The organism is Kitasatospora sp. NPDC057936, from assembly GCF_042887525.1.
Lineage (GTDB): Bacteria > Actinomycetota > Actinomycetes > Streptomycetales > Streptomycetaceae > Kitasatospora.
Map to the genome: position 1 here is coordinate 1 of NZ_JBHVPD010000151.1, position 17,473 is coordinate 17,473.

General features: G+C 72.5%; 23 protein-coding genes. 10 read left to right on the plus strand and 13 right to left on the minus strand.

Annotated elements, in window-relative coordinates:
- A partial coding sequence (locus ACFVU9_RS43205) for a transposase (protein ID WP_387600239.1) occupies positions 1-113 on the minus strand: 113 nt, incomplete at its 3' end.
- Positions 114-144: 31 nt separating this feature from the next.
- The gene (locus ACFVU9_RS43210) at positions 145-777 is read right to left on the minus strand and encodes a C40 family peptidase (protein ID WP_387603166.1); all 633 of its coding nucleotides are present in this window, start codon (positions 775-777) and stop codon (positions 145-147) included.
- Between the two features lie 172 nt (positions 778-949).
- Here ACFVU9_RS43210 and ACFVU9_RS43215 point away from each other — a divergent pair, with 172 nt between their 5' ends.
- Positions 950-1,393, plus strand: coding sequence for a RidA family protein (locus tag ACFVU9_RS43215; RefSeq protein ID WP_387603169.1), 444 nt, complete (start codon positions 950-952; stop codon positions 1,391-1,393).
- Positions 1,394-1,415: 22 nt separating this feature from the next.
- On the opposite strand, the gene ACFVU9_RS43220 is transcribed toward ACFVU9_RS43215, so the two are convergent.
- Complete coding sequence (locus tag ACFVU9_RS43220) at positions 1,416-1,922, minus strand: nuclear transport factor 2 family protein (protein ID WP_387603172.1); 507 nt, start codon at positions 1,920-1,922, stop codon at positions 1,416-1,418.
- A gap of 137 nt (positions 1,923-2,059) precedes the next feature.
- On the opposite strand from ACFVU9_RS43220, the gene ACFVU9_RS43225 reads away from it, so the two are divergent.
- From ACFVU9_RS43225 to ACFVU9_RS43235, 3 genes are all read left to right on the plus strand, one after another.
- Positions 2,060-2,956 carry a LysR family transcriptional regulator gene (locus tag ACFVU9_RS43225; RefSeq protein WP_387603175.1) on the plus strand — a complete coding sequence of 299 codons (897 nt, stop codon included), beginning with the start codon at positions 2,060-2,062 and terminating at the stop codon, positions 2,954-2,956.
- An 87-nt stretch (positions 2,957-3,043) separates the two neighbouring features.
- Complete coding sequence (locus ACFVU9_RS43230; protein WP_387603178.1) at positions 3,044-3,370, plus strand: hypothetical protein; 327 nt, start codon at positions 3,044-3,046, stop codon at positions 3,368-3,370.
- Between the two features lie 151 nt (positions 3,371-3,521).
- A complete protein-coding gene (locus tag ACFVU9_RS43235; protein ID WP_387603181.1) occupies positions 3,522-4,670 on the plus strand; it encodes a serine hydrolase domain-containing protein in 1,149 nt (382 codons plus the stop codon).
- Between the two features lie 45 nt (positions 4,671-4,715).
- Here the strand turns inward: ACFVU9_RS43235 and ACFVU9_RS43240 are convergent, their stop codons facing one another.
- The 3 genes from ACFVU9_RS43240 to ACFVU9_RS43250 form a co-directional block, all read right to left on the minus strand.
- Positions 4,716-5,069: a VOC family protein gene (locus ACFVU9_RS43240; protein ID WP_380492653.1), complete on the minus strand. Its 354-nt coding sequence runs from the start codon at positions 5,067-5,069 to the stop codon at positions 4,716-4,718.
- 138 nt (positions 5,070-5,207) lie between these two features.
- Positions 5,208-5,630, minus strand: coding sequence for a heme-binding protein (locus ACFVU9_RS43245; RefSeq protein WP_387603208.1), 423 nt, complete (start codon positions 5,628-5,630; stop codon positions 5,208-5,210).
- 38 nt (positions 5,631-5,668) lie between these two features.
- A complete protein-coding gene (locus tag ACFVU9_RS43250) occupies positions 5,669-6,874 on the minus strand; it encodes an MFS transporter (RefSeq protein WP_387603186.1) in 1,206 nt (401 codons plus the stop codon).
- A 223-nt stretch (positions 6,875-7,097) separates the two neighbouring features.
- Here ACFVU9_RS43250 and ACFVU9_RS43255 point away from each other — a divergent pair, with 223 nt between their 5' ends.
- On the plus strand, positions 7,098-7,571 hold the full coding sequence (locus ACFVU9_RS43255; protein ID WP_380448455.1) for a MarR family winged helix-turn-helix transcriptional regulator: 474 nt from the start codon (positions 7,098-7,100) through the stop codon (positions 7,569-7,571).
- A gap of 69 nt (positions 7,572-7,640) precedes the next feature.
- Here the strand turns inward: ACFVU9_RS43255 and ACFVU9_RS43260 are convergent, their stop codons facing one another.
- A complete protein-coding gene (locus ACFVU9_RS43260; protein ID WP_380448456.1) occupies positions 7,641-8,129 on the minus strand; it encodes an SRPBCC family protein in 489 nt (162 codons plus the stop codon).
- Positions 8,126-8,566: an ArsR/SmtB family transcription factor gene (locus ACFVU9_RS43265; RefSeq protein WP_380448458.1), complete on the minus strand. Its 441-nt coding sequence runs from the start codon at positions 8,564-8,566 to the stop codon at positions 8,126-8,128. The genes ACFVU9_RS43260 and ACFVU9_RS43265 overlap by 4 nt, the downstream gene beginning before the upstream one ends.
- Before the next feature lie 372 nt (positions 8,567-8,938).
- On the opposite strand from ACFVU9_RS43265, the gene ACFVU9_RS43270 reads away from it, so the two are divergent.
- The 4 genes from ACFVU9_RS43270 (at position 8,939) to ACFVU9_RS43285 (ending at position 12,439) form a co-directional block, all read left to right on the plus strand.
- Positions 8,939-9,676 (plus strand): ScbR family autoregulator-binding transcription factor, encoded by a 738-nt coding sequence (locus tag ACFVU9_RS43270; protein WP_387603191.1) that lies wholly within the window; start codon positions 8,939-8,941, stop codon positions 9,674-9,676.
- 394 nt (positions 9,677-10,070) lie between these two features.
- On the plus strand, positions 10,071-10,937 hold the full coding sequence (locus ACFVU9_RS43275) for a BTAD domain-containing putative transcriptional regulator (protein WP_380448462.1): 867 nt from the start codon (positions 10,071-10,073) through the stop codon (positions 10,935-10,937).
- Between the two features lie 85 nt (positions 10,938-11,022).
- A complete protein-coding gene (locus tag ACFVU9_RS43280; protein WP_387603193.1) occupies positions 11,023-11,787 on the plus strand; it encodes a TetR family transcriptional regulator in 765 nt (254 codons plus the stop codon).
- Positions 11,788-11,866: 79 nt separating this feature from the next.
- Positions 11,867-12,439 (plus strand): DinB family protein, encoded by a 573-nt coding sequence (locus ACFVU9_RS43285; RefSeq protein ID WP_380448466.1) that lies wholly within the window; start codon positions 11,867-11,869, stop codon positions 12,437-12,439.
- Positions 12,440-12,484: 45 nt separating this feature from the next.
- Here the strand turns inward: ACFVU9_RS43285 and ACFVU9_RS43290 are convergent, their stop codons facing one another.
- From ACFVU9_RS43290 to ACFVU9_RS43305, 4 genes are all read right to left on the minus strand, one after another.
- Positions 12,485-13,288: an alpha/beta fold hydrolase gene (locus tag ACFVU9_RS43290; RefSeq protein WP_387603196.1), complete on the minus strand. Its 804-nt coding sequence runs from the start codon at positions 13,286-13,288 to the stop codon at positions 12,485-12,487.
- Between the two features lie 45 nt (positions 13,289-13,333).
- Positions 13,334-13,714: a MerR family transcriptional regulator gene (locus ACFVU9_RS43295; RefSeq protein ID WP_380448470.1), complete on the minus strand. Its 381-nt coding sequence runs from the start codon at positions 13,712-13,714 to the stop codon at positions 13,334-13,336.
- Positions 13,715-13,833: 119 nt separating this feature from the next.
- On the minus strand, positions 13,834-14,817 hold the full coding sequence (locus ACFVU9_RS43300; protein ID WP_387603199.1) for a hypothetical protein: 984 nt from the start codon (positions 14,815-14,817) through the stop codon (positions 13,834-13,836).
- 33 nt (positions 14,818-14,850) lie between these two features.
- On the minus strand, positions 14,851-15,390 hold the full coding sequence (locus ACFVU9_RS43305; RefSeq protein ID WP_387603202.1) for a carboxymuconolactone decarboxylase family protein: 540 nt from the start codon (positions 15,388-15,390) through the stop codon (positions 14,851-14,853).
- A gap of 153 nt (positions 15,391-15,543) precedes the next feature.
- Between ACFVU9_RS43305 and ACFVU9_RS43310 the strand changes: the two genes are divergently transcribed.
- The gene (locus ACFVU9_RS43310; RefSeq protein WP_387603205.1) at positions 15,544-16,527 is read left to right on the plus strand and encodes a MerR family transcriptional regulator; all 984 of its coding nucleotides are present in this window, start codon (positions 15,544-15,546) and stop codon (positions 16,525-16,527) included.
- 93 nt (positions 16,528-16,620) lie between these two features.
- Here ACFVU9_RS43310 and ACFVU9_RS43315 read toward each other — a convergent pair whose 3' ends face one another.
- Positions 16,621-17,403 carry a VOC family protein gene (locus tag ACFVU9_RS43315; protein ID WP_380449225.1) on the minus strand — a complete coding sequence of 261 codons (783 nt, stop codon included), beginning with the start codon at positions 17,401-17,403 and terminating at the stop codon, positions 16,621-16,623.
- Between the last annotated feature and the right edge of the window lie 70 nt (positions 17,404-17,473).

A 17,473-nucleotide genomic window follows, 5' to 3' on the forward strand; every position in this document is an offset into this window, starting at 1 on the left:
ATCGCGTCGATCACCTCCCGATGATCACGCCAACGACCGCCCCGCTTCGGCGTCCGGTCCGGCAACAACGGCTCTATCCGCGCCCACTGCGCGTCGGTCAACGGCACGACCAGACCAACGATCCGATGATCGGAAAGAAACGCCCTAGCCCGCGGGGTGCGGGCGGCGGGCGCCTGCGAACTCGTTGGCCCAGCGCGGGATGTCGAGGACGTTCTCGACGCGGGCGACGAGCGTGCCCGTCCGCTCGGCGTGGATCATCGCGCCGTCGCCCGCGTAGATCCCGACGTGGTGGAGGATCGCGTCCGGGCGGGAGAAGAAGATCAGGTCGCCGGGGAGCATGGCGTCGCGCGGCACTTCGGCGCTGCGGTTGAACTGCGCGACGGTGTAGTGGGCGAGCTCGATCGTCCCGTGGCTCGCGAGGTACCAGCAGTAGAGGGACAGGCCGCTGCAGTCGTAGCCGACGGTGTTCTCGCCGAGGCAGACCCCGTCGAGGTAACCGTTCTCGCCGTCGCAGAAGCCGTAGCTCGCCCCGAGGCGGTCGCCGCCGCCCCACGCGTACGGCACGCTGATCTGTGCGGCGGCCACCTCGGCGACGCGTCGTCCGAGTGCGGCGGCAGCCATGGGCTCGGTTGCGGCGGGGCTGCTCGGCGCGGGTCCGGCGCTCGCGGCGGCCGACGCCCCCAGGGCGGGAACGAGCCCGGCCCCGAGCGCGATCCCCAGCATCCGGCGCCGGCCTACGCCCGAACCGTCCTCGTGGTGCGGCAGTTGGGACTCCATCGCTCACCCTCCCGGCATTGTCGGCGTCTCGTCAGATCTCAGGGCACCAGGATCCCGGCCGGACGCATCGGTCCGCCATCACCCGGAACGGTGAATCGCGAACCGCATCGGCCTTGGAACGGTGGGAAATTCGCCCACAAATCGTTTGACGCTCCCTCGGGTGCGGCCAACGATGGGCGCAAAGGTTCGACCGCGACCCCCGGAGGCCACCGTGACCAGCGCCGTCAAGCTCATCCGCAGCACTCGCCTGACCCCGGCCGTCGACTACGCCTACGCGGCGGCCGTCGACGCGCCCGTCCGCACGCTCTGGCTCGCCGGCGCCTGTCCGCTCGACGAGAAGGGCCGGACGGTCGCCGTCGGCGACTACGAGGGCCAGGCGCACCAGGTCATGCGGAACCTCATAATCGCCCTGGAGGACGCGGGCGCCGCACGGACCGACATCGCCCGGACGACGGTCTACGTCGCGTCCTCCCGCCAGGCCGACCTCGTGAAGGTGTGGAACGTGTACCGCTCGTACCTGGCGGAGCACGACGCCCCCAGCACGCTGCTCGGCGTCGCCGTGCTGGGCTACGCGGACCAGTTGGTGGAAGTGGAGGCGGTGGCCGTGCTGCCCTGAAGCCGTAACTCTCCTCGGGTACTCAGCCGAAGATGGCGCGCGGCTCGCCGGTGAGCCACACGTTGTCGATCCGCACCCGGTGCATCAGCCAGCGGTCGCCGTCGCGGCGCAGTTCGACGTCGTAGCGGTTCTTCAGCAGGGCGTGGGTGGCGGGGTCGGCCGTCAGCACGTGCTGCGCCTCGACGAGGGAGGTGAGCCGGGCCCGGTCGCCGTCCACGGTGATGCGGGAGTTGGTGACCTGGTGGGTGGTGGTCACCCGCCCGGCGAACATGCCGAGGATCGTCGTCACGATGTGGTCCCGGCCGGCCATCACGGGCGGTTCGGCGTCCCACGCGGCGGCCGCCGGGCGGAAGTCAAGTTCGGCGTCCGGGGTGAAGGAGGAGGCGAACAGCTCGCGGTCGTGGAGGTCCTGGCCGAGGCCGAAGCGGAGGAGGGCGTCCAGGATCTCGGCCCGGTCGCGCAGTTCGGCGGCGACGGCGGCCGGGTCGGCGGCGGGTGCGGCGAGGGCGCGGTCGGTGGTGACGTGCATGGTGCAACTCCCTGGGAGGTGGGGGATCTTCGGCGATGGCTCCACCCTCCCGCGGGAGCGGGCGGACGATCAATGAGAGGCTGTGCAACGATCGTGAAGCGAGGGTTAATGATGTAGCGGAGGAGAGGCGGTACGGAGTGCTGGAGCGGCACGAGATCGAGGCGTTCCTGGTGCTCGCCGAGGAACTGCACTTCGGGCGGACGGCCGAGCGGCTGCACGTCTCCACCGCGCGGATCAGCCAGACCGTACGGAAGCTGGAACGCCGGGTCGGCGCACCGCTGTTCGTCCGGACGAGCCGCCGGGTGGAGCCGACGGCGCTCGGGGCGCAGCTGGCGGAGGAGCTGCGGCCCGCGTGGGAGGCGGTGGGCGCCGCCGTCCGGCGGGTCGCCGACGCCGGGCACGGCCGCACCGGAACGCTGCGGGTCGCGTTCGCGGGCCCGGCGGCGGGGCAGCTGCTCGTCGGCGTCGCGGAGCGCTTCAGGGAACGGCTGCCCGGCTGGGAGGCGACCCTCCGGGAGGCCGAACTCGTCGACCGCATAGCCCTCCTGCGGGCGGGCGAGGTGGACCTGGTGTTCGCGGAGTACCCGCTGCGCGAGCCGGACCTGGTGCCGGGCCCGGTCCTGGTGAGCGAGCCCTGGATGCTCGCCCTGCCCGCCGGCCATCCGCTCGCGCAGCAGGACGCCGTCACGCCGGAGCAGCTGGCTGACCTCCCGCTCGTCCAACTGCCCTCCGCCGTCCCGGAGTCCTTCCGCGCCGACCGCACCCCGGCACGGACGCCGAACGGGCGGCCGATCCCACCCGGCCCGGAGGGCGGCACGCTGAACGAGATCCTGACCCTCGTCGGCGCCGGCCGGGGCGCCTTCCCGCTCGGCGCCCAGGCCCGCCGCTACCACCCCCGCCCCGACGTCGCCTACCGCCCGCTCGCCGACGCGCCCCCGGTGCAGTGGGGCCTGCTCCACCACCGCGACCGCCCGACCCCCGCCACCGAGGCGTTCAACCGCGCGGCCCAGGACCTCCTGGGGGTCGATGGCTAGTAGTGCTTTCCGGTGAGCTGCGGGGTCAGGTTCCCCTGAGCGCGGTCTCGATGAGGTCGCGGGCGGCCGTGCCGGCGCCCGGCCCTGATGGTCCACGCGGAGTGGGCGCTGGCCGCGCTCGACGGCCACGGCCTTGCCCCCGAGACGATGCTCGACCTGCACGTCCTGCTTTACAGCCACGTTCACGGCATCGCCGTGCACCTCGAACGGGAGGCGCAGGCCGAGGCGGCGACCGGCCTCAGCGAGGACCAGTGGATGGACCGTCAGGCCCCCGCCTTCGCGGCGATCACCAGTGCGGCCCGGTACCCGGTGTTCACCAGGATCGCGAGCGGCTGCCGGACGGCTACGACCTCGACCTGGACGCGCTGTTCGAGTTCGGCCTCAAGCCGCTGCTGGACGGCATCGCCGTCATGATCGAGGCCCCGCCGTCGAATCGTGCACGCACCGGGGGCTAGCCCCACCCCCAACCGGGCGGGTAGCAGCATCGTCGCAGCCGGGCGACTCCGGGGAAGGTGGGAGCAGCGAAACACCGCTGCTTTTCCCGACAAGACCCTGGAGTTGGCACGTGCTTGAGCAGGCGCAGCACAAGGCCCGTCCGTCCCGGCGCTGGAAGGCCCTCGCGGCCGCGGTGGCCGTAGGCGCCCTGACGGTGGGTGCACTGGCTCCGGCCGCGGCGTTCGCGGCGCCCCGACCGGACACCGTCCAGCAGGGCCTCGACGCGCTGGCGCGGGACGAGGGCGTGCCCGGTGCGCTGGCGAGCGTCAAGAAGGGCGACGGCCGGGCCCGCAACTACACCGCCGGGGTCGCCGACCTGGCCACCGGCGCCAAGGTGCCGGTCGACGGTCAGGTGCGGATCGGCAGCAACACCAAGGTGTTCACGGCGGTGGTCGTGCTGCAGCTGGTCGGCGAGGGGAAGATCGCGCTCGACGAGCCGATCGAGACGTACCTGCCGGGCCTGGTCCGCGGGGACGGCATCGACGGCCGCAGGATCACGGTCCGCCAGCTCCTCCAGCACACCAGCGGCATCCCGAACTACCTCAAGGCCGACCTCCGGCCCCGCTACTACGAGCCGCGCGAACTCCTCGACACGGCCCTGCAGTTCAAGGCCGAATTCGCGCCGGGGGAGAAGTTCGGGTACAGCAACACGAACTACGTCCTGGCCGGACTGATCGTCCAGAGGGTCTCCGGCAGGGCCCTCGCGGCGGAGATCGAACGGCGCGTCATCGAGCCCGCCGGCCTGCACCACACGTACTTCCCCGCCCCCGGCGACGAGTCCATCCGCGAGCCGCACCCCAAGGGCTACTACCGGGACGCGCCGGGAGCGCCGCTGCGCGACGTCACGGAGATCGACCCGTCCTGGGGCTGGGCGGCCGGTCAGATGATCTCCACCAACTCCGACCTCAACCGGTTCTTCTCCGAGCTGCTCCACGGCGACCTCCTCAAGCCGGCCCAGCTCACCGAGATGAAGAAGACCGTCCCCGCCGAGAAAATGGGCCCCGGCGCCGGCTACGGGCTCGGCCTGGTGAGCAAGCCGCTGCCGTGCGGCGGTGGCCTCTACTGGGGCCACGGCGGCAGCTTCCCGGGCTACGAGACCCGAGGCGGCGTCACCGACGACGGCAGCGCCGTCGCCGACATCGCGGTGACGACCCAGCCCTCCGACCCGAACACGATGAAGCACGTCGAGAGCCTCGTCGAAACGGCCCTCTGCCGCTGACGTCGAGGCGCGGGCAGCGGCGCCGGGCGGCCGTCGGGGGCAGGGTCAGGCGGGCTGCCACAGTTCGATGCGATTGCCCTCGGGGTCCGTGACCCAGCCGAACCGTCCGACGCCCGCCATGTCCTGGGTCTCCCCGGCGACGTCCGCTCCCTTGGCGCGTAGCTGCGCGAGCATGGCGTCCAGGTCGCGGACCCGGAAGTTGAGCATGGTCCGCTGGGCGTTCGATCCGAAGTAGTCGGTTCCGGACTCGAAGGTCGCGAACACCGTCGGGCCGGTCTCCTGCTGCCAGAGGCCGTGCTCGTCGGCGGCCAGGCCGAGGCAGTCGCGGTACCACGCATTGAGGGCAGCAGGGTCGGCGGCCCGCAGGAAGTACCCGCCGATTCCAAGCACACGTTCCATGGCGCCATCCTGCCAGGACGGCGACCGAAGCGGGTCGGCACCACGCCAACACCCGTGCCTCCCGACGATCAGGACCGTTGGGAGGCACGGGCGTTGGCGCGGTGCCGGGTATCTCGTGCGACCGCCATTGAGCGCGGGTCAGCGTGCGAGTGCCGCCAGCGCAGCGGTGGCGAAGGAGTGGTCCTGCTCGGGGGCGCCGCCGCCGATGCCGAGGGCGCCGACGAGGCGGCCGTCGTGGTGGACCGGGACGCCGCCGGCGATGAAGAGCAGCGGACGGTCCAGTGCGGTGGGCAGGGAGTGGAACGGCCCGTCGGGCTTGACGAGGTCGACCAGGTCGGCGGTCGGGGCGTCGAGCTGGAGGGCGGTGTAGGCCTTGCGGGTGCTGGTCTCGCCGGAGATCAGCACGGCGCGGTCGTCGCGGCGGAAGGCGAGCGGGTGCCCGCCCGCGTCCAGGACGGTGATGCTGACGGCGACCCCGGCCGCCTCGGCGGCGGTGCGGGCGGCGGCGACGAGCGTCTCGGCGTCGGCGGTGGTGAGCGGGGTGACGGTGGTGGTGCTCACGGTGGTGCTCATGGTGGCGCTTCTCCTGAAGGAACGGTTCAGTGGTGGACGGGGATCGAGACGGTCGGAACAGCGTTCGGAACGGCGGTCGCACGGCCCGGGGCGCGGCGCTCCAGGGCGGCGGACCAGACGGCGAGGACGAGGGCCGAGGCGGCGAGCAGCGCGCCGACCCAGTTCGGGGCCGTGTAGCCGAGACCGGTCGAGATCACCAGGCCGCCGAGCCAGGCGGAGAGGGCGTTGCCGAGGTTGAACGCCCCGATGTTGACGGCGGAGGCCAGGGTGGGCGCGCCGTGCGCCTGGTCGAGGACGCGCTTCTGCAGCGGCGGGACGGTGGCGAAGCCGAGCGCTCCTATCAGCAGGATCGTGACGGCGGCGAGGACCTTGTCGTGCGCGGTGAGGGTGAACAGGCCCAGCACGATGGCGAGTCCGCCGAGCGAGGCGTACAGCATCGGCATCAGCCTGCGGTCGGCGAACCTCCCGCCGAGGAGGTTGCCGAGGAACATCCCGATGCCGAACAGCACCAGCAGCCAGGTGACGGCGCCGTCGGAGTAGCCGGCGACGTGGGTCATCATGGGGGCGATGTAGGTGATCGCGGCGAAGACTCCGCCGAAGCCGAGCACGGTCATCGCCATCGCGAGCAGCACCTGCGGGTTGCGGAACGCGGTCAGCTCGCCGCGCAGGTGGGCGCCCTCGGGGCGGGGCAGGGCGGGGACGAGCTTGACGATGCCGAGCAGGCCGACCACGCCGAGCGCGGCGACGCCGACGAAGGTGGCGCGCCAGCCGACGGCCTGGCCGATGAAGGTGCCCAGCGGGACGCCGACGATGTTGGCGACGGTGAGCCCGGTGAACATGGTGGCGATGGCGCCGGCCTTCTTGTCCGGGGCGACGAGGTCGGCGGCGACCACCGAGCCGATCCCGAAGAACGCGCCGTGGGCGAGCGAGGCCACGAGGCGGCCTGCGAGCATGACGCCCATGCTCGGGGCGGCGGCGGACAGCAGGTTGCCGGCGACGAAGAGGCCCATGAGGAGCATCAGCATCGTCTTGCGGCCGATCCGGGTGCCGAGCACCGTCATCAGCGGCGCGCCGATGACGACGCCGATCGCGTACCCGGTGACCAGGAGCCCGGCGGTGGGGATGGACGCACCGTAGTCGCCGGCGATCTCGGGCAGCAGGCCCATGATGACGAATTCGGTGGTCCCGATCCCGAAGGCCCCGATGGCCAGGGCGAGGAGTGCGAGAGGCATGGCGCGTCCTCCAGACGAGATTGCTACAGCGCCTTACGAGCCTTGACAATAGTTGCAGACGCGGCATAGGTGCAACTGCGGGCTTTTGCTCGTGGTAACTCTGCTCGTCCGCCCCCCCGCCCCGCCGGCCGGATGCTTGTATAAGCGGGATACATGCCCAGGCCGAAATTTTTGCCGAGGGCTTATCCTTGACACCGTCGAACCCGGAAGGAGACCCGCGCTCATGACCGCCACGGATCCCGCGCTGACCGCCCTCGCCAACGGCTGGGCCGCCCTGTACCTCCTGGCCGGCCGGATCGAGGCGCACATCGAGCGCAGCCTGCAGGCCGGGCACGACCTGAGCGTGCGCGAGTACTCGCTGCTCGACGTGCTCAGCCGCCAGCACGACGACGAGGGCGGCCACCTGCAGATGAAGCAGGTCGCCGACGCGGTCGTCCTCAGCCAGAGCGCCACGACCCGCCTGGTCACCCGCCTGGAGGACCGCGGCCTGCTCTCGCGCTACCTGTGCCCGACCGACCGTCGCGGCATCTACACGAACGTCACCGAGGACGGCCTGAAGCTGCTGGAGGCGGCCCGTCCCACGAACGACGCCGCGCTCCGCGAGGCCCTCGACGAGGCCGCGAAGAACCCCGATCTCGCCCCCCTCGTCAAGGCCGTGGAGGGCGTGAACCCGCTGTCGGCGCTCGCGCGGCGCTGAACGCCCCGTATGACGAAGCGCCCACCGCCATGCAGGCGGTGGGCGCTTCGTCGTATTGGGTGTGGGCGGTCACTCCGAGGCGAGCAGTGCGTCCAGCTTCGCGTAGCCCTCGGTGACGCCCTTTTCCATGCCGCTCGCGAGGATCGCGTCGCGGGCGGCGAAGCTGTCGACCACGGACAGGATCGTGACGCGGGTGCGGCCCTCGCCGGCCGGCTCGAACACGGCGGTGTCCAGCGAGACGCCGTCCGGCACGCCCGTGTACGTGAACGTCTGGACGAGTCGGGTCTCCGGCCGGACCTCGTGGAACGAGCCGTAGAAGGCGGCGATCTCCCGGCCGTCCTGGTGCATGGAGTAGCGGTAGCTCCCGCCGGTGCGGCCGTCCCAGAAGTCGATCTTCGTCTCGTGGTTGTCCGGGCCGAGCCACCGGGCGACCAGCTCGGGCTCGATCCAGGCCCGGAAGACCCGCGCCGGCGGGGCGTCGAACTCGCGGACGATCCGGATGGTGGGCAGTGCCGGGTCCGCCTCGACCCGGGTCTCGCGGCCGGTGGTGGAGGTCATGGCTTCTCTCCTTCGTGTCCTGGGCCTGCTTCGGTCTCTGTGCTGTGCGCGGGGCCTCCGCCTGCCGGCTCGTCGCCTGTCGGGTCGTCGTCGGCGGACCCGTCGTCGGCGGCCTCGTCGGCCATGGCCGCGAGGACGGCGTCCAGGCGGCGGAACCGCTCCTCCGCCTGGCGGCGGTAGCGCTCGATCCAGCTCGTCATCAAGTCGAACACCTGCGGTTCGAGGTGGCACGGCCGCCGCTGCGCGTCCCGGCTGCGGCTGACGAGCCCGGCCTCCTCCAGCACCTTGAGGTGCTTGGAGACGGCCTGCATCGACATCGCGTACGACTCCGCCAGCTCGCCGACGGTCGCATCGCGGACCGAGAGGCGGGCGACGATGTCGCGCCGGGTCGGATCGGCCAGGGCGACGAACGCCCGGGACAACTGGTCGACGGCCACCGGATACCCCTGCTCTTTCTCAACCGATTGGTTGAGGACAACGCTACGCCGGTCCGCCGCCTTCTTCAACCGATCGGTTGAGAAAGATGCCGAGGGCGTCGCCGGAGGGCTTGATCGGGTCTTCCGGAGCCTGGCATGCCACTACAGATACCGATCGTTCGGTTTTGTGTGCGACTGCGCGTGGGGAGTGGCCTTGAGGTGTCGGTGGGCGGCCGGACATCCCGAATTCGCCGAAGGGCGCGGGTGGGTGGGGGAGGAGAAGCACCTGGGGCGATTCCCGGACAGTGTCCTGTCGCCTTCGGGCCAGTCGTCGCTAAGATACGGCGTGTTTGGTTTTGTTTTTCGCGAGAATGTCAGAACGGGGTGGTTCCGGTGGTACGGCAGGAGCGCGCGCTCCGGACGCGTCGGCTGATCCTGGAGGCCGCGGCTTCTGTCTTCGACGAGTTCGGCTACGAGGGAGCGACCATCGGCGAGGTGGTCTCCCGGGCCGGTGTGACGCGCGGCGCGGTCTATTTCCATTTCGCGTCCAAACGCGATCTCGCGCAGGGCGTGGTTGAGGAGCAGTTCGCCCAGGACGAGGTTCCCGAACGCGCTTGCAAACTCCAGGAGTTCGTGGACACCGGGATGGTGGTCGCCCATCTGCTGCCGCGCGACCCGCTGCTGAGCGCCGGTGCCCGGCTCTCCCTCGGCCAGGACGTGTTCGACGAGTTCGGCGGCGGCGCGATCCTCGGGTGGATCTCCCGCTTCGAGGTGCTCCTGGTCGCGGCCGGCGAGCGCGGCGAACTGTTGCCGCACGTCACGCCGGCGGACGCGGCATGGCTGCTGACGGCGGCATGGACGGGCGTGCAGATCCAGTCCCAGAAGCTGAGCGGCCGGGCGGACCTGGAGCGCCGGGTGGCCGGGCTGTTCCAGCACGTGATGCCGAGCATTGCGGTGCCGGGCGTGCTCGGCGCGCTGCAGATGGGGCCGGACCGTGGCGCCCGGGTGGTCGCCGAGGTGGCGGCGGCCCGCGCGGCGTCGGAAGGCGGCGCCGACAGCAATGGCGGCAGTGGAGGCAATGGCGCCGAGGTCGAGGCGCACGCGGTCGGCGGCGCGGTCGCGGTGTCCTGAGGCGGCGCACCGCTCGCGCAGGAACGGGCGGATCGACGGCGGTGCGGGGCCTGTTGGGGCCCGGCACCGCCGTCCGCTTGTGCCCGGGTGCCTGGCCTGTCCGATCCGCCTGGTCCGCGCGCTCCGCCCCGGCCGCTTGGTCCGCCTGGTCCGCCCGTGGGCCCAGGCGTGCGCTCGCGTCCGCGCACCGGCGCACGGCTGGTCCGTTCGCGCCCCCGATTCGAGCAGGCGTACCCCGATTCGCATAAACAAACAGCTCGTTCGGTTTTGTATTGACAAACCGCCCGTCCTGTTTTTGACTGGTCATCGTGGCCCCGGGGTGTCGACCCAGGGGGAGTCGGGTGCCGGCCGCGGCGGATCCGCCGGGGGCGTTCCGTGGATTGGGGTGGTCGTCATGGAGATCCGCGTGCTGGGGGCGTTGGACGTCCGGATGTGCGGAGTGTCGGTGGTGCCGTCCGCGCCGAAGCCGCGGCAGGTGCTCGGGTTACTGGCGCTGCGGGCCGACCAGGTCGTCCCGGCCGGCACGCTGGCCGACGAGCTCTGGTCCGGCCGCCCGCCGCGCAGCGCCCGCACCACCGTGCAGACGTACGTCCTGCAGCTGCGCGAGCTCATCGACCGCGCGATCGCCACGACCGGCGCGGCCACCGCCGGGTTCGCCTGTGCGAAGGACGTCCTCGTGACCTCCCCCGGCGGCTACATGCTCAACAGCGGCGGCGGCCTCACCGACGCCCGCGAGTTCGACCGCCTGGCCGGCCTGGGCTACCGCGCGATGGACGGCGACGACCACAAGCTCGCCGCGAGGATGCTCGACGAGGCGCTGCGCCTCTGGCGCGGCCCGGCCTTCTCGGACGTCCCGGCCGGCGGCCAGCTCGCCGTCGAGGCCAAGCGCCTGGAGGAGACCCGGCTCTGCGCCCTGGACCAGCGCATCGACGCCGACCTGCGGCTCGGCCGCCACCGCGTCCTGCTCGCCGAACTGACCGTCCTGGTCGACCGCTACCGCACCCACGAGAGCCTGCACGGCCAGTACATGCTCGCGCTGCACCGCTCCGGCCGGAGGGGGGAGGCGCTGGAGGTGTACCAACGGCTCCGTGCAACTCTGGTACGGGAATTGGGCATGGAACCGTCAGCGGCGCTGCGGCGGCTGCAGCGCTCGATCCTGGTCGCCGCCCCCGAACGGGCGGAGACCGGCAGCGAACCGGCCGCCGTGGTCCGCCCGGCCGAACGGCAGGGCGCCGCGGCCCGGTTCTCCCGGGCGGGCTGAAGGCCACGGGGGCGGCCCGGGCGGGACTGTTCGGTGCGGTGCGCGTAAACGGAACTGGCTTGCAGCAGTGAGGGGTTGAGGGCACGTGGCGCAGGAGAGGTCGGAGCGGACGCGCGGGCGGCTGGTGGAGGCGGGGGCGGTGCTGTTCGACCGCAGCGGGTACGCGGGGGCCACGCTCGGCGAGATCGCCGGCACGGCCGGGGTGACGAAAGGGGCGCTGTACTTCCACTTCGCGTCGAAGGAGGACCTGGCGCGGGCGGTGCTGGACCAGGCCGAGGGCTCGCTGCGCGGCGCGTGCGCCACGCTGCGCACGGCCTCGTCGCCGCTCCAGGCCCTGATCGACTCGGGGTACTGGCTGGTCGACGCCCTCGGCTCGGACGCGGTGATCCGCGCAGCGTTCCGGCTCGGCCGGGAGGGCGGCGCGTGGCTGGGGGAGGCCGCGGCCCAGGGCCCGGCGGCGGAAGTCCCGACGCAGCCCGGCCCCACGCAGCCCGGTTCCACGCAGCGCGGTCCGGCGCAGTCAGGCCCGACACAGGCCGGCCCGGCGGCGGCAGGCGGGTGCGTGGCCGGGACGCAGGGCTTCCACGGCGTATGGGCGGGCGTGGTCCGGGAGTTGCTGTCCGGCGCGCGCCGCGCGGGCGAACTGCGCGACCGCCCGGGCGGCACCGGCCCGGAGACGCTCGTGGTGACGGCCGCGTGCGGCCTGGAGGTCACGTTCGGCGAGGACTGCTCGCCCGAGGAGCGCGCCCGCCGGGTCGCCGCGCTGTGGGAGTGGCTGCTGCCCTGCCTCGTCCCGCCGGGCGCCGCGGCCCTCTACCGCACGAGGCCGCTGACGGGCGTGCCGGTGTAAGCCGTCGGACCGGCCGGGCAGCAGCGCGTGCGAGGTAATTCGGTGGCGGTTCGTGCGGAGATGGACGAGGATTCGACGCATGACCGACGAACCAGCGCGCTGGACCCGGGCGACCGTCTACCCGGACATGTGGGCCGATCCGGCCGACGACCCGCGGACCCTCGAAGGCCCCAGCCCGGACGGCGAACTGGGCACGCTGCTGGACTACTTGGTGAACTACCGGCTGACCTTGCGGCTCAAGTGCGAGGGCCTGGACGCCGAGCAGCTCGCCCGCCGGTCCGTCCCGCCGTCGACGATGTCGCTGCTCGGCCTGGTCCGCCACCTCGCCGAGGTCGAACGGGACTGGCGCAACTGGCTCACCGAGGACGAGCCGCCGTCCCAGCCGCTGCCCAAGCTGTACGGCGGGCGCGACGCGGACTTCGACGGGGCGGTCGCCGACCGGGCCGTCGTGGACGCCGCGTTCCGCGACCTGGAGCGCGAACAGGCCGAGACCGACGCCGCCCTCGCCGAACACCCGGACCTGGGCGCACGCGTGGGCAAGGACCGGGTCTCGATCCGCGAACTGATGGTGCACCGGATCGAGGAGTACGCCCGCCACTGCGGGCACGCCGACCTCCTGCGCGAGTGCGTCGACGGACGCGTCGGCCAGTAGCGACGCCGTCCCCCTCGCCGTCCCGTAGTCCGCCGGCGGGACGGTTCAACCCCGCAGCGGCGCGAGCTCGTCCAGCCACCGCCCGACCAGCTCGCGGACGGCGTCCGCGCTCTCGACCTGCGGGTTGTGCCCGGTGCCGTCCAGCACCGCCGCCGTCATCCGCGGATAGTGGTCGAGCAGCGCGAGCTGGTCGCGCCAGCCGACGAGCGCGTCCTGGCGCGCGGTGACCAGCAGGTGCCGTCCGCCGTGAGCGGGCACACCGTGCTCCGGCCATTCCGGGAGCAGGAAGTCGGCCTCCAGCTCGGCCGCCGCCGTACGGTCGTGGGCGTCCCAGCCGGGTGCGACGTGCCGCCGGTACAGGTCCCAACCGGTCTTTGTGTGACGGGCCATGACGGCGCCGAACACCTGCTGCTCCGATGGGGACAGGCCGGCGAGGAACCCCTCGTCGCGCTCGGCCACCGTCTCCTCGGGCAGTGTCCGGTCCGTGCCCCAGCGGACGACCGGGACGATCAGGGCCGAGCCCAGCACCTGCTCGCCGAACGCCGCCGTCACGGCCCGCGCCAGCTGCCCGCCGAACGACTGCCCGACGACGGCGAACCGCTCCTGCCCGACGAGTTCGCGGATCCGCTCGACGACGGCGTCGGCCACCGCCGTCGCGGAGGTCCTCCCCGGCAGCCGCGGGCTGTTGCCGTGCCCGGGGAGGTCGAGGTAGATCCGCCGCCACCCGGGCCGGTCGGCGAACGCGGGGTCGAGGGGCAGGAGGAGCCGGTGGTCGATCGTGTAGCCGTGGATCAGCACGATCGGGGTGCCGTGGCCGAACTCGGCGTGCCAGATGCGGGCGTCAGTCATGAAAGTCAGTGTGCAACCTTCACATAAGTGTCAAGGTCAAGCGGCTCAGGCCGACACGGGATCCAGGGCGGTGGCGCGGACCGCCTCCAGGTACTCCGCGATCGCGTCCCGGTTGCGGGTGAGGCACCGGATCCGGTCGCTCATGCGGTCCCGCTCGTTCTCCAGCGTCGCGATCATGTCCGGCGTCGCGTCCGGGACATGGATGACGCGCGGCTTGTCGAGGCACGGCAGGATCTGCTTGATGATGCGCGTCGGCAGCCCGGCGTCCAGCAGCCCGCGGATCTGGACGACGCGGTCGACGAGGTGCTCGTCGTAGTCCCGGTAGCCGTTCGCCGCGCGTTCCGGCGTGATGAGCCCCTGCTGCTCGTAGTAACGCAGGAGCCGCGGGGGAGTCCCGGTCCGGTCGGACAGTTCACCGATACGCATGCGTCGCCCCTCGTGCCGTCCGGCCTTGACAATGACATCGATGTGAGGGTCTGAGGATATCCGCATGCGTCGTCAGACCGTATGCCCGGCAAGGCCTCGGCCGGACGCCGGTCGAGGGCTCAGCTCCAGGGGGAGGGCGGGAACCAGAGGTAGCCGAGCCTGGCCAGCATCCGCACGTCCCAGTAGACGACGGTGAAGACCCCGGCGACCAGGAAGGCCGCTGCGGTCACCACGCTGATCCGGGCGGGCCTGGATGCCAGCACCCGTTGCAGTCGGCCGCCCGTTCCGTAGGCGAGCGCCACGAACAGCACCGCCATGACGGCGATGTTGCCGATCGACTGCAGGAGGAACGCTCCCGCGCCGTAGACCGGGTTGTGAGTGGTGGCGGCGTGCCGGAACAGGTCGCGGAAGAGCGGGTACGGCCGACCCACCAGGAAGCCGCCGATCATCGCGCCGACGAGCACCAGCGGTGCGTTCGGGAAGCGCCGGGACAGCCCGGCCAGCGGGTCCCGGACCAGGCCGACGGCGGCCAGGCCGAGCACGATCATCACCAGCCCGATCAGGCCGAAGGCCGTCATCGACTGCAGCGCCCGGGGCGTCAGGCCCTTGCCCGCGGCCGTCGAGAACTGCGGCATGTGCGTGCCGACGAGGCCGACCAGCGCGCCGTAGGCGGCCGAGACCGGCGCCATGCCCGCGAAGACCCAGCCCAGCGGCTTGGCGACGTGCAGGAGCCGGTGGCGCAGCGACGGCGACTGCCCGACCAGCGGGCCGACGGCGCCGAAGGCCGCGATGTTGCACGCGGTGAAGGAGCCGGCCAGCCCGGAGACGAAGGCGAACAGGACGCCGGAGACCACCCCGGTGATCGGCGTGCCGTGGGCGTCGTGGCCGAGCAGGGCGTCGGCGGTGCCGAAGCCGATCTGGTCGTCGACCAGGTTCGCGTTCCAGGCGTACGCCAGCAGGAGCCCGCCGAGCGTGCCGAGCAGCACGGTCGGCCAGCGGCGCCGGGGGAAGTCGCCGGTGACGAACAGCGAGGTGCGGGTGGGGAGTTGACGTGGGACGTGGTCGGCCGTGGTGTCCGGCTGGCCCGATGCGTACGTGCTCATGGCGGCGTCTCCTCGTCGGCCGATGCCGGGTGCTCAGTTCCCCCGGCCGTAGCCGGAGCCGACGATCCGCTTCGCGCCCTCGGCGTAGTAGCCCGGGTCCTCGGGGAGGTCGGTGGCCAGGCCGTCGACGTACCGGTTGTACATGCAGAACGCGGCGGCGATCAGCACGGTGTCGTGGATCTCGGTGTCCCCGGCGCCGGCTGCGCGGGCGGCCGCCACCGCCTCGTGCGAGACCGGCCCGACCCGGCCCTGCACCTCGGCCGCGATCCGCAGCAGGGCTCGCATGCGGTCGGTGAGCGGCGCGGTGGCGGGATCGGCCAGGACCGCCTTCACCACGTCATCGCCCTCGTCCAACTGCGCCGCGGCGAAGGCACCGTGGGCCCCGGTGCAGAAGCGGGTGCCGTTGAGGTGCGAGACGTAGGCGGCGACGAGCTCGCGCTCGCCCCGGCTCATCGGGGCCGGCGCGCGCAGCAGCGCGTCGGCGAGCAGTCCCAGCGGGGCGGCGGTGTCCGGGCGCAGCGCCAGCAGGCCGCTGATCCCCGGCAGTCCGTTGTCGATGGCGATGTGCGGCACGGGTGTACTCCTTCGGTCGGGAAGGACGGACGGCGCTCCATCGTCCTGAGCGTCGCGCCGGTCCGCCAACTCCGAGATTGCCCTGGCCCTGGGGCGAGGCGGGCGGACGGTAGCCTTGAGTCTCCAGTGACTGGAGACAGCAGAGTGAGGGCCATGGACGCGACGACCCTCTACTCGATCGGGGAGCTCTCCCGGCGCACCGGCCTGTCCGTGCGGACGATCCGGTTCTACTCCGACTCGGGGATCGTGGCGCCGACCACCCGAAGCCCCGCCGGCTACCGGCGCTACGACCTCGACGCACTGCTCCGCCTGGAACTCGTCCGCACGCTGCGCGAGTTGGGCATCGACCTGCCCGCGATCCGGCGGATCGCGGACCGCGAGCTCCCGATGGCCGAGGTCGCCGCCGCGCACGCCGACGCCATCGACGTGCAGATCCGGGAGCTGCAGCTGCGCCGGAGCGTACTGCGCGTCGTGGCCGGGCGCGGTTCCGACCCCGAGGAGACCAGACTCGTGCACAAGCTCACGCAGTTGTCCGCCGACGAACGGCGGCGGCTGATCGACGACTTCATCGCCGGCACCTTCGGCCCAGCGGACGATGCCTCTGCGGACGGCGTTCCTGCGGGCGGCGTCCCGGCTGAAGCCGCCCCGGCCGCGGCCGCCATGGTCCGGGCCGCGACCCCCGACCTCCCCGAGGAGCCGACCACCGAACAGGTCGCGGCGTGGGTGGAGCTCGCCGAACTGGTCGGCGACGAGGACTTCCGGGCCCGGATGCGCCGGACGCTCCCGCACCAGGCCGGCGGGCGCACGCCCGGCATCGAGCGCGAGGCGGGCGAGGAGCTGACGGCGTTCACCCGTCAGAAGGTGGCCGAGGCGACGGAGGCGGGCGTCGACCCGCACGGCGACGGTGCCGCACCCGTCATCGACGAGCTCGTGCGGCGCTACGCCGCCGCGTTCGCGCGCACCCCGGACGCGGAGTTCCGGGACTGGCTGGCCCAGCGCTTCGAGGAAGCGCACGATCCGAGGGTGGACCGGTACTGGCGCCTGGTCTGGATCGTCAACGGCTGGCAGGTGGTGCCCGGTCTGACCCCGGTGTACTCCTGGCTCGCCCGGGCCCTGCGGCACCAGGGCGGCGCGTAGTCCGGCGTGCGTCCGCCCGCCCGGGAAGGCCCGGGCGGGCGGAGGACTCGGGCAGGTGCGTCCCTACGGCACGCGGCCCTACGGCACGCGGCCCTACTGCATCGGGGTCGGCGTGATCATCGCGAACGGGGCGCCCTGCGGGTCGGCGACCACCGTCATCCGGCCGGCCATCATGTCGAAGGGCGGGACCAGGACGGTGCCGCCCCGCTTGACCAGGGCGTCGACCGTCGAGTCCGTGTCGTCCACGGCGAAGTACGTCAGCCAGTGCGCGGGCGTGCCGGGCGGGTCGTTGGCGAGCAGCGTGGCCCCGCCGACCGCCCGGCCGCCCACCCGTACCTCCCAGTAGGAGTCTGCGCCGTCCAGCGGCTCGATCTCGATGCCGAAGGCCTCGCCGTAGAAGGCGGTCGCGGCCTGGATGTCGCTGGTGTGCAGCTCGTTCCAGGTGAGCGCGCCGGCCTCGTTGACGACCTGCGCGCCGAAGAACTCGCCCGGCTGCCAGACGCCGAACACCGAGCCCTGGGGGTCGGCGGCGATGAGCATCCGCCCGAGGTTGCCGACGTCCATCACCGGGACCATCAGCGTGCCGCCGGCCGCGACGATCGCGTCCTGGGTGGCCTGGGCGTCCGTGGAGGCCAGGTAGCTGGTCCACACGGTCGGCGGCTCCGGCATGCCCTCCGGGGCCATCGCCGGGCCGATCCCGGCCGCGGCCTTCCCGTTGAGCTCGCAGACCGCGTACCCGCCGAACTCGGCCGGGCCGGGCTGCCCCTGCCAGCCGAGGACGTCGCGGTAGAAGTCGAGCGCGGCCTGCTGGTCCTTCGCCATGAGATCGACCCAGCAGGGGGTGCCGGTCGCGTACGGGGTGGTGACTTCAGGCATGATCGCCCTTTCTCCCTGGGGGATTACCGCCAGCCACCCTTCCGTCGTCGCCCGCCCGCCGCCACCCGAC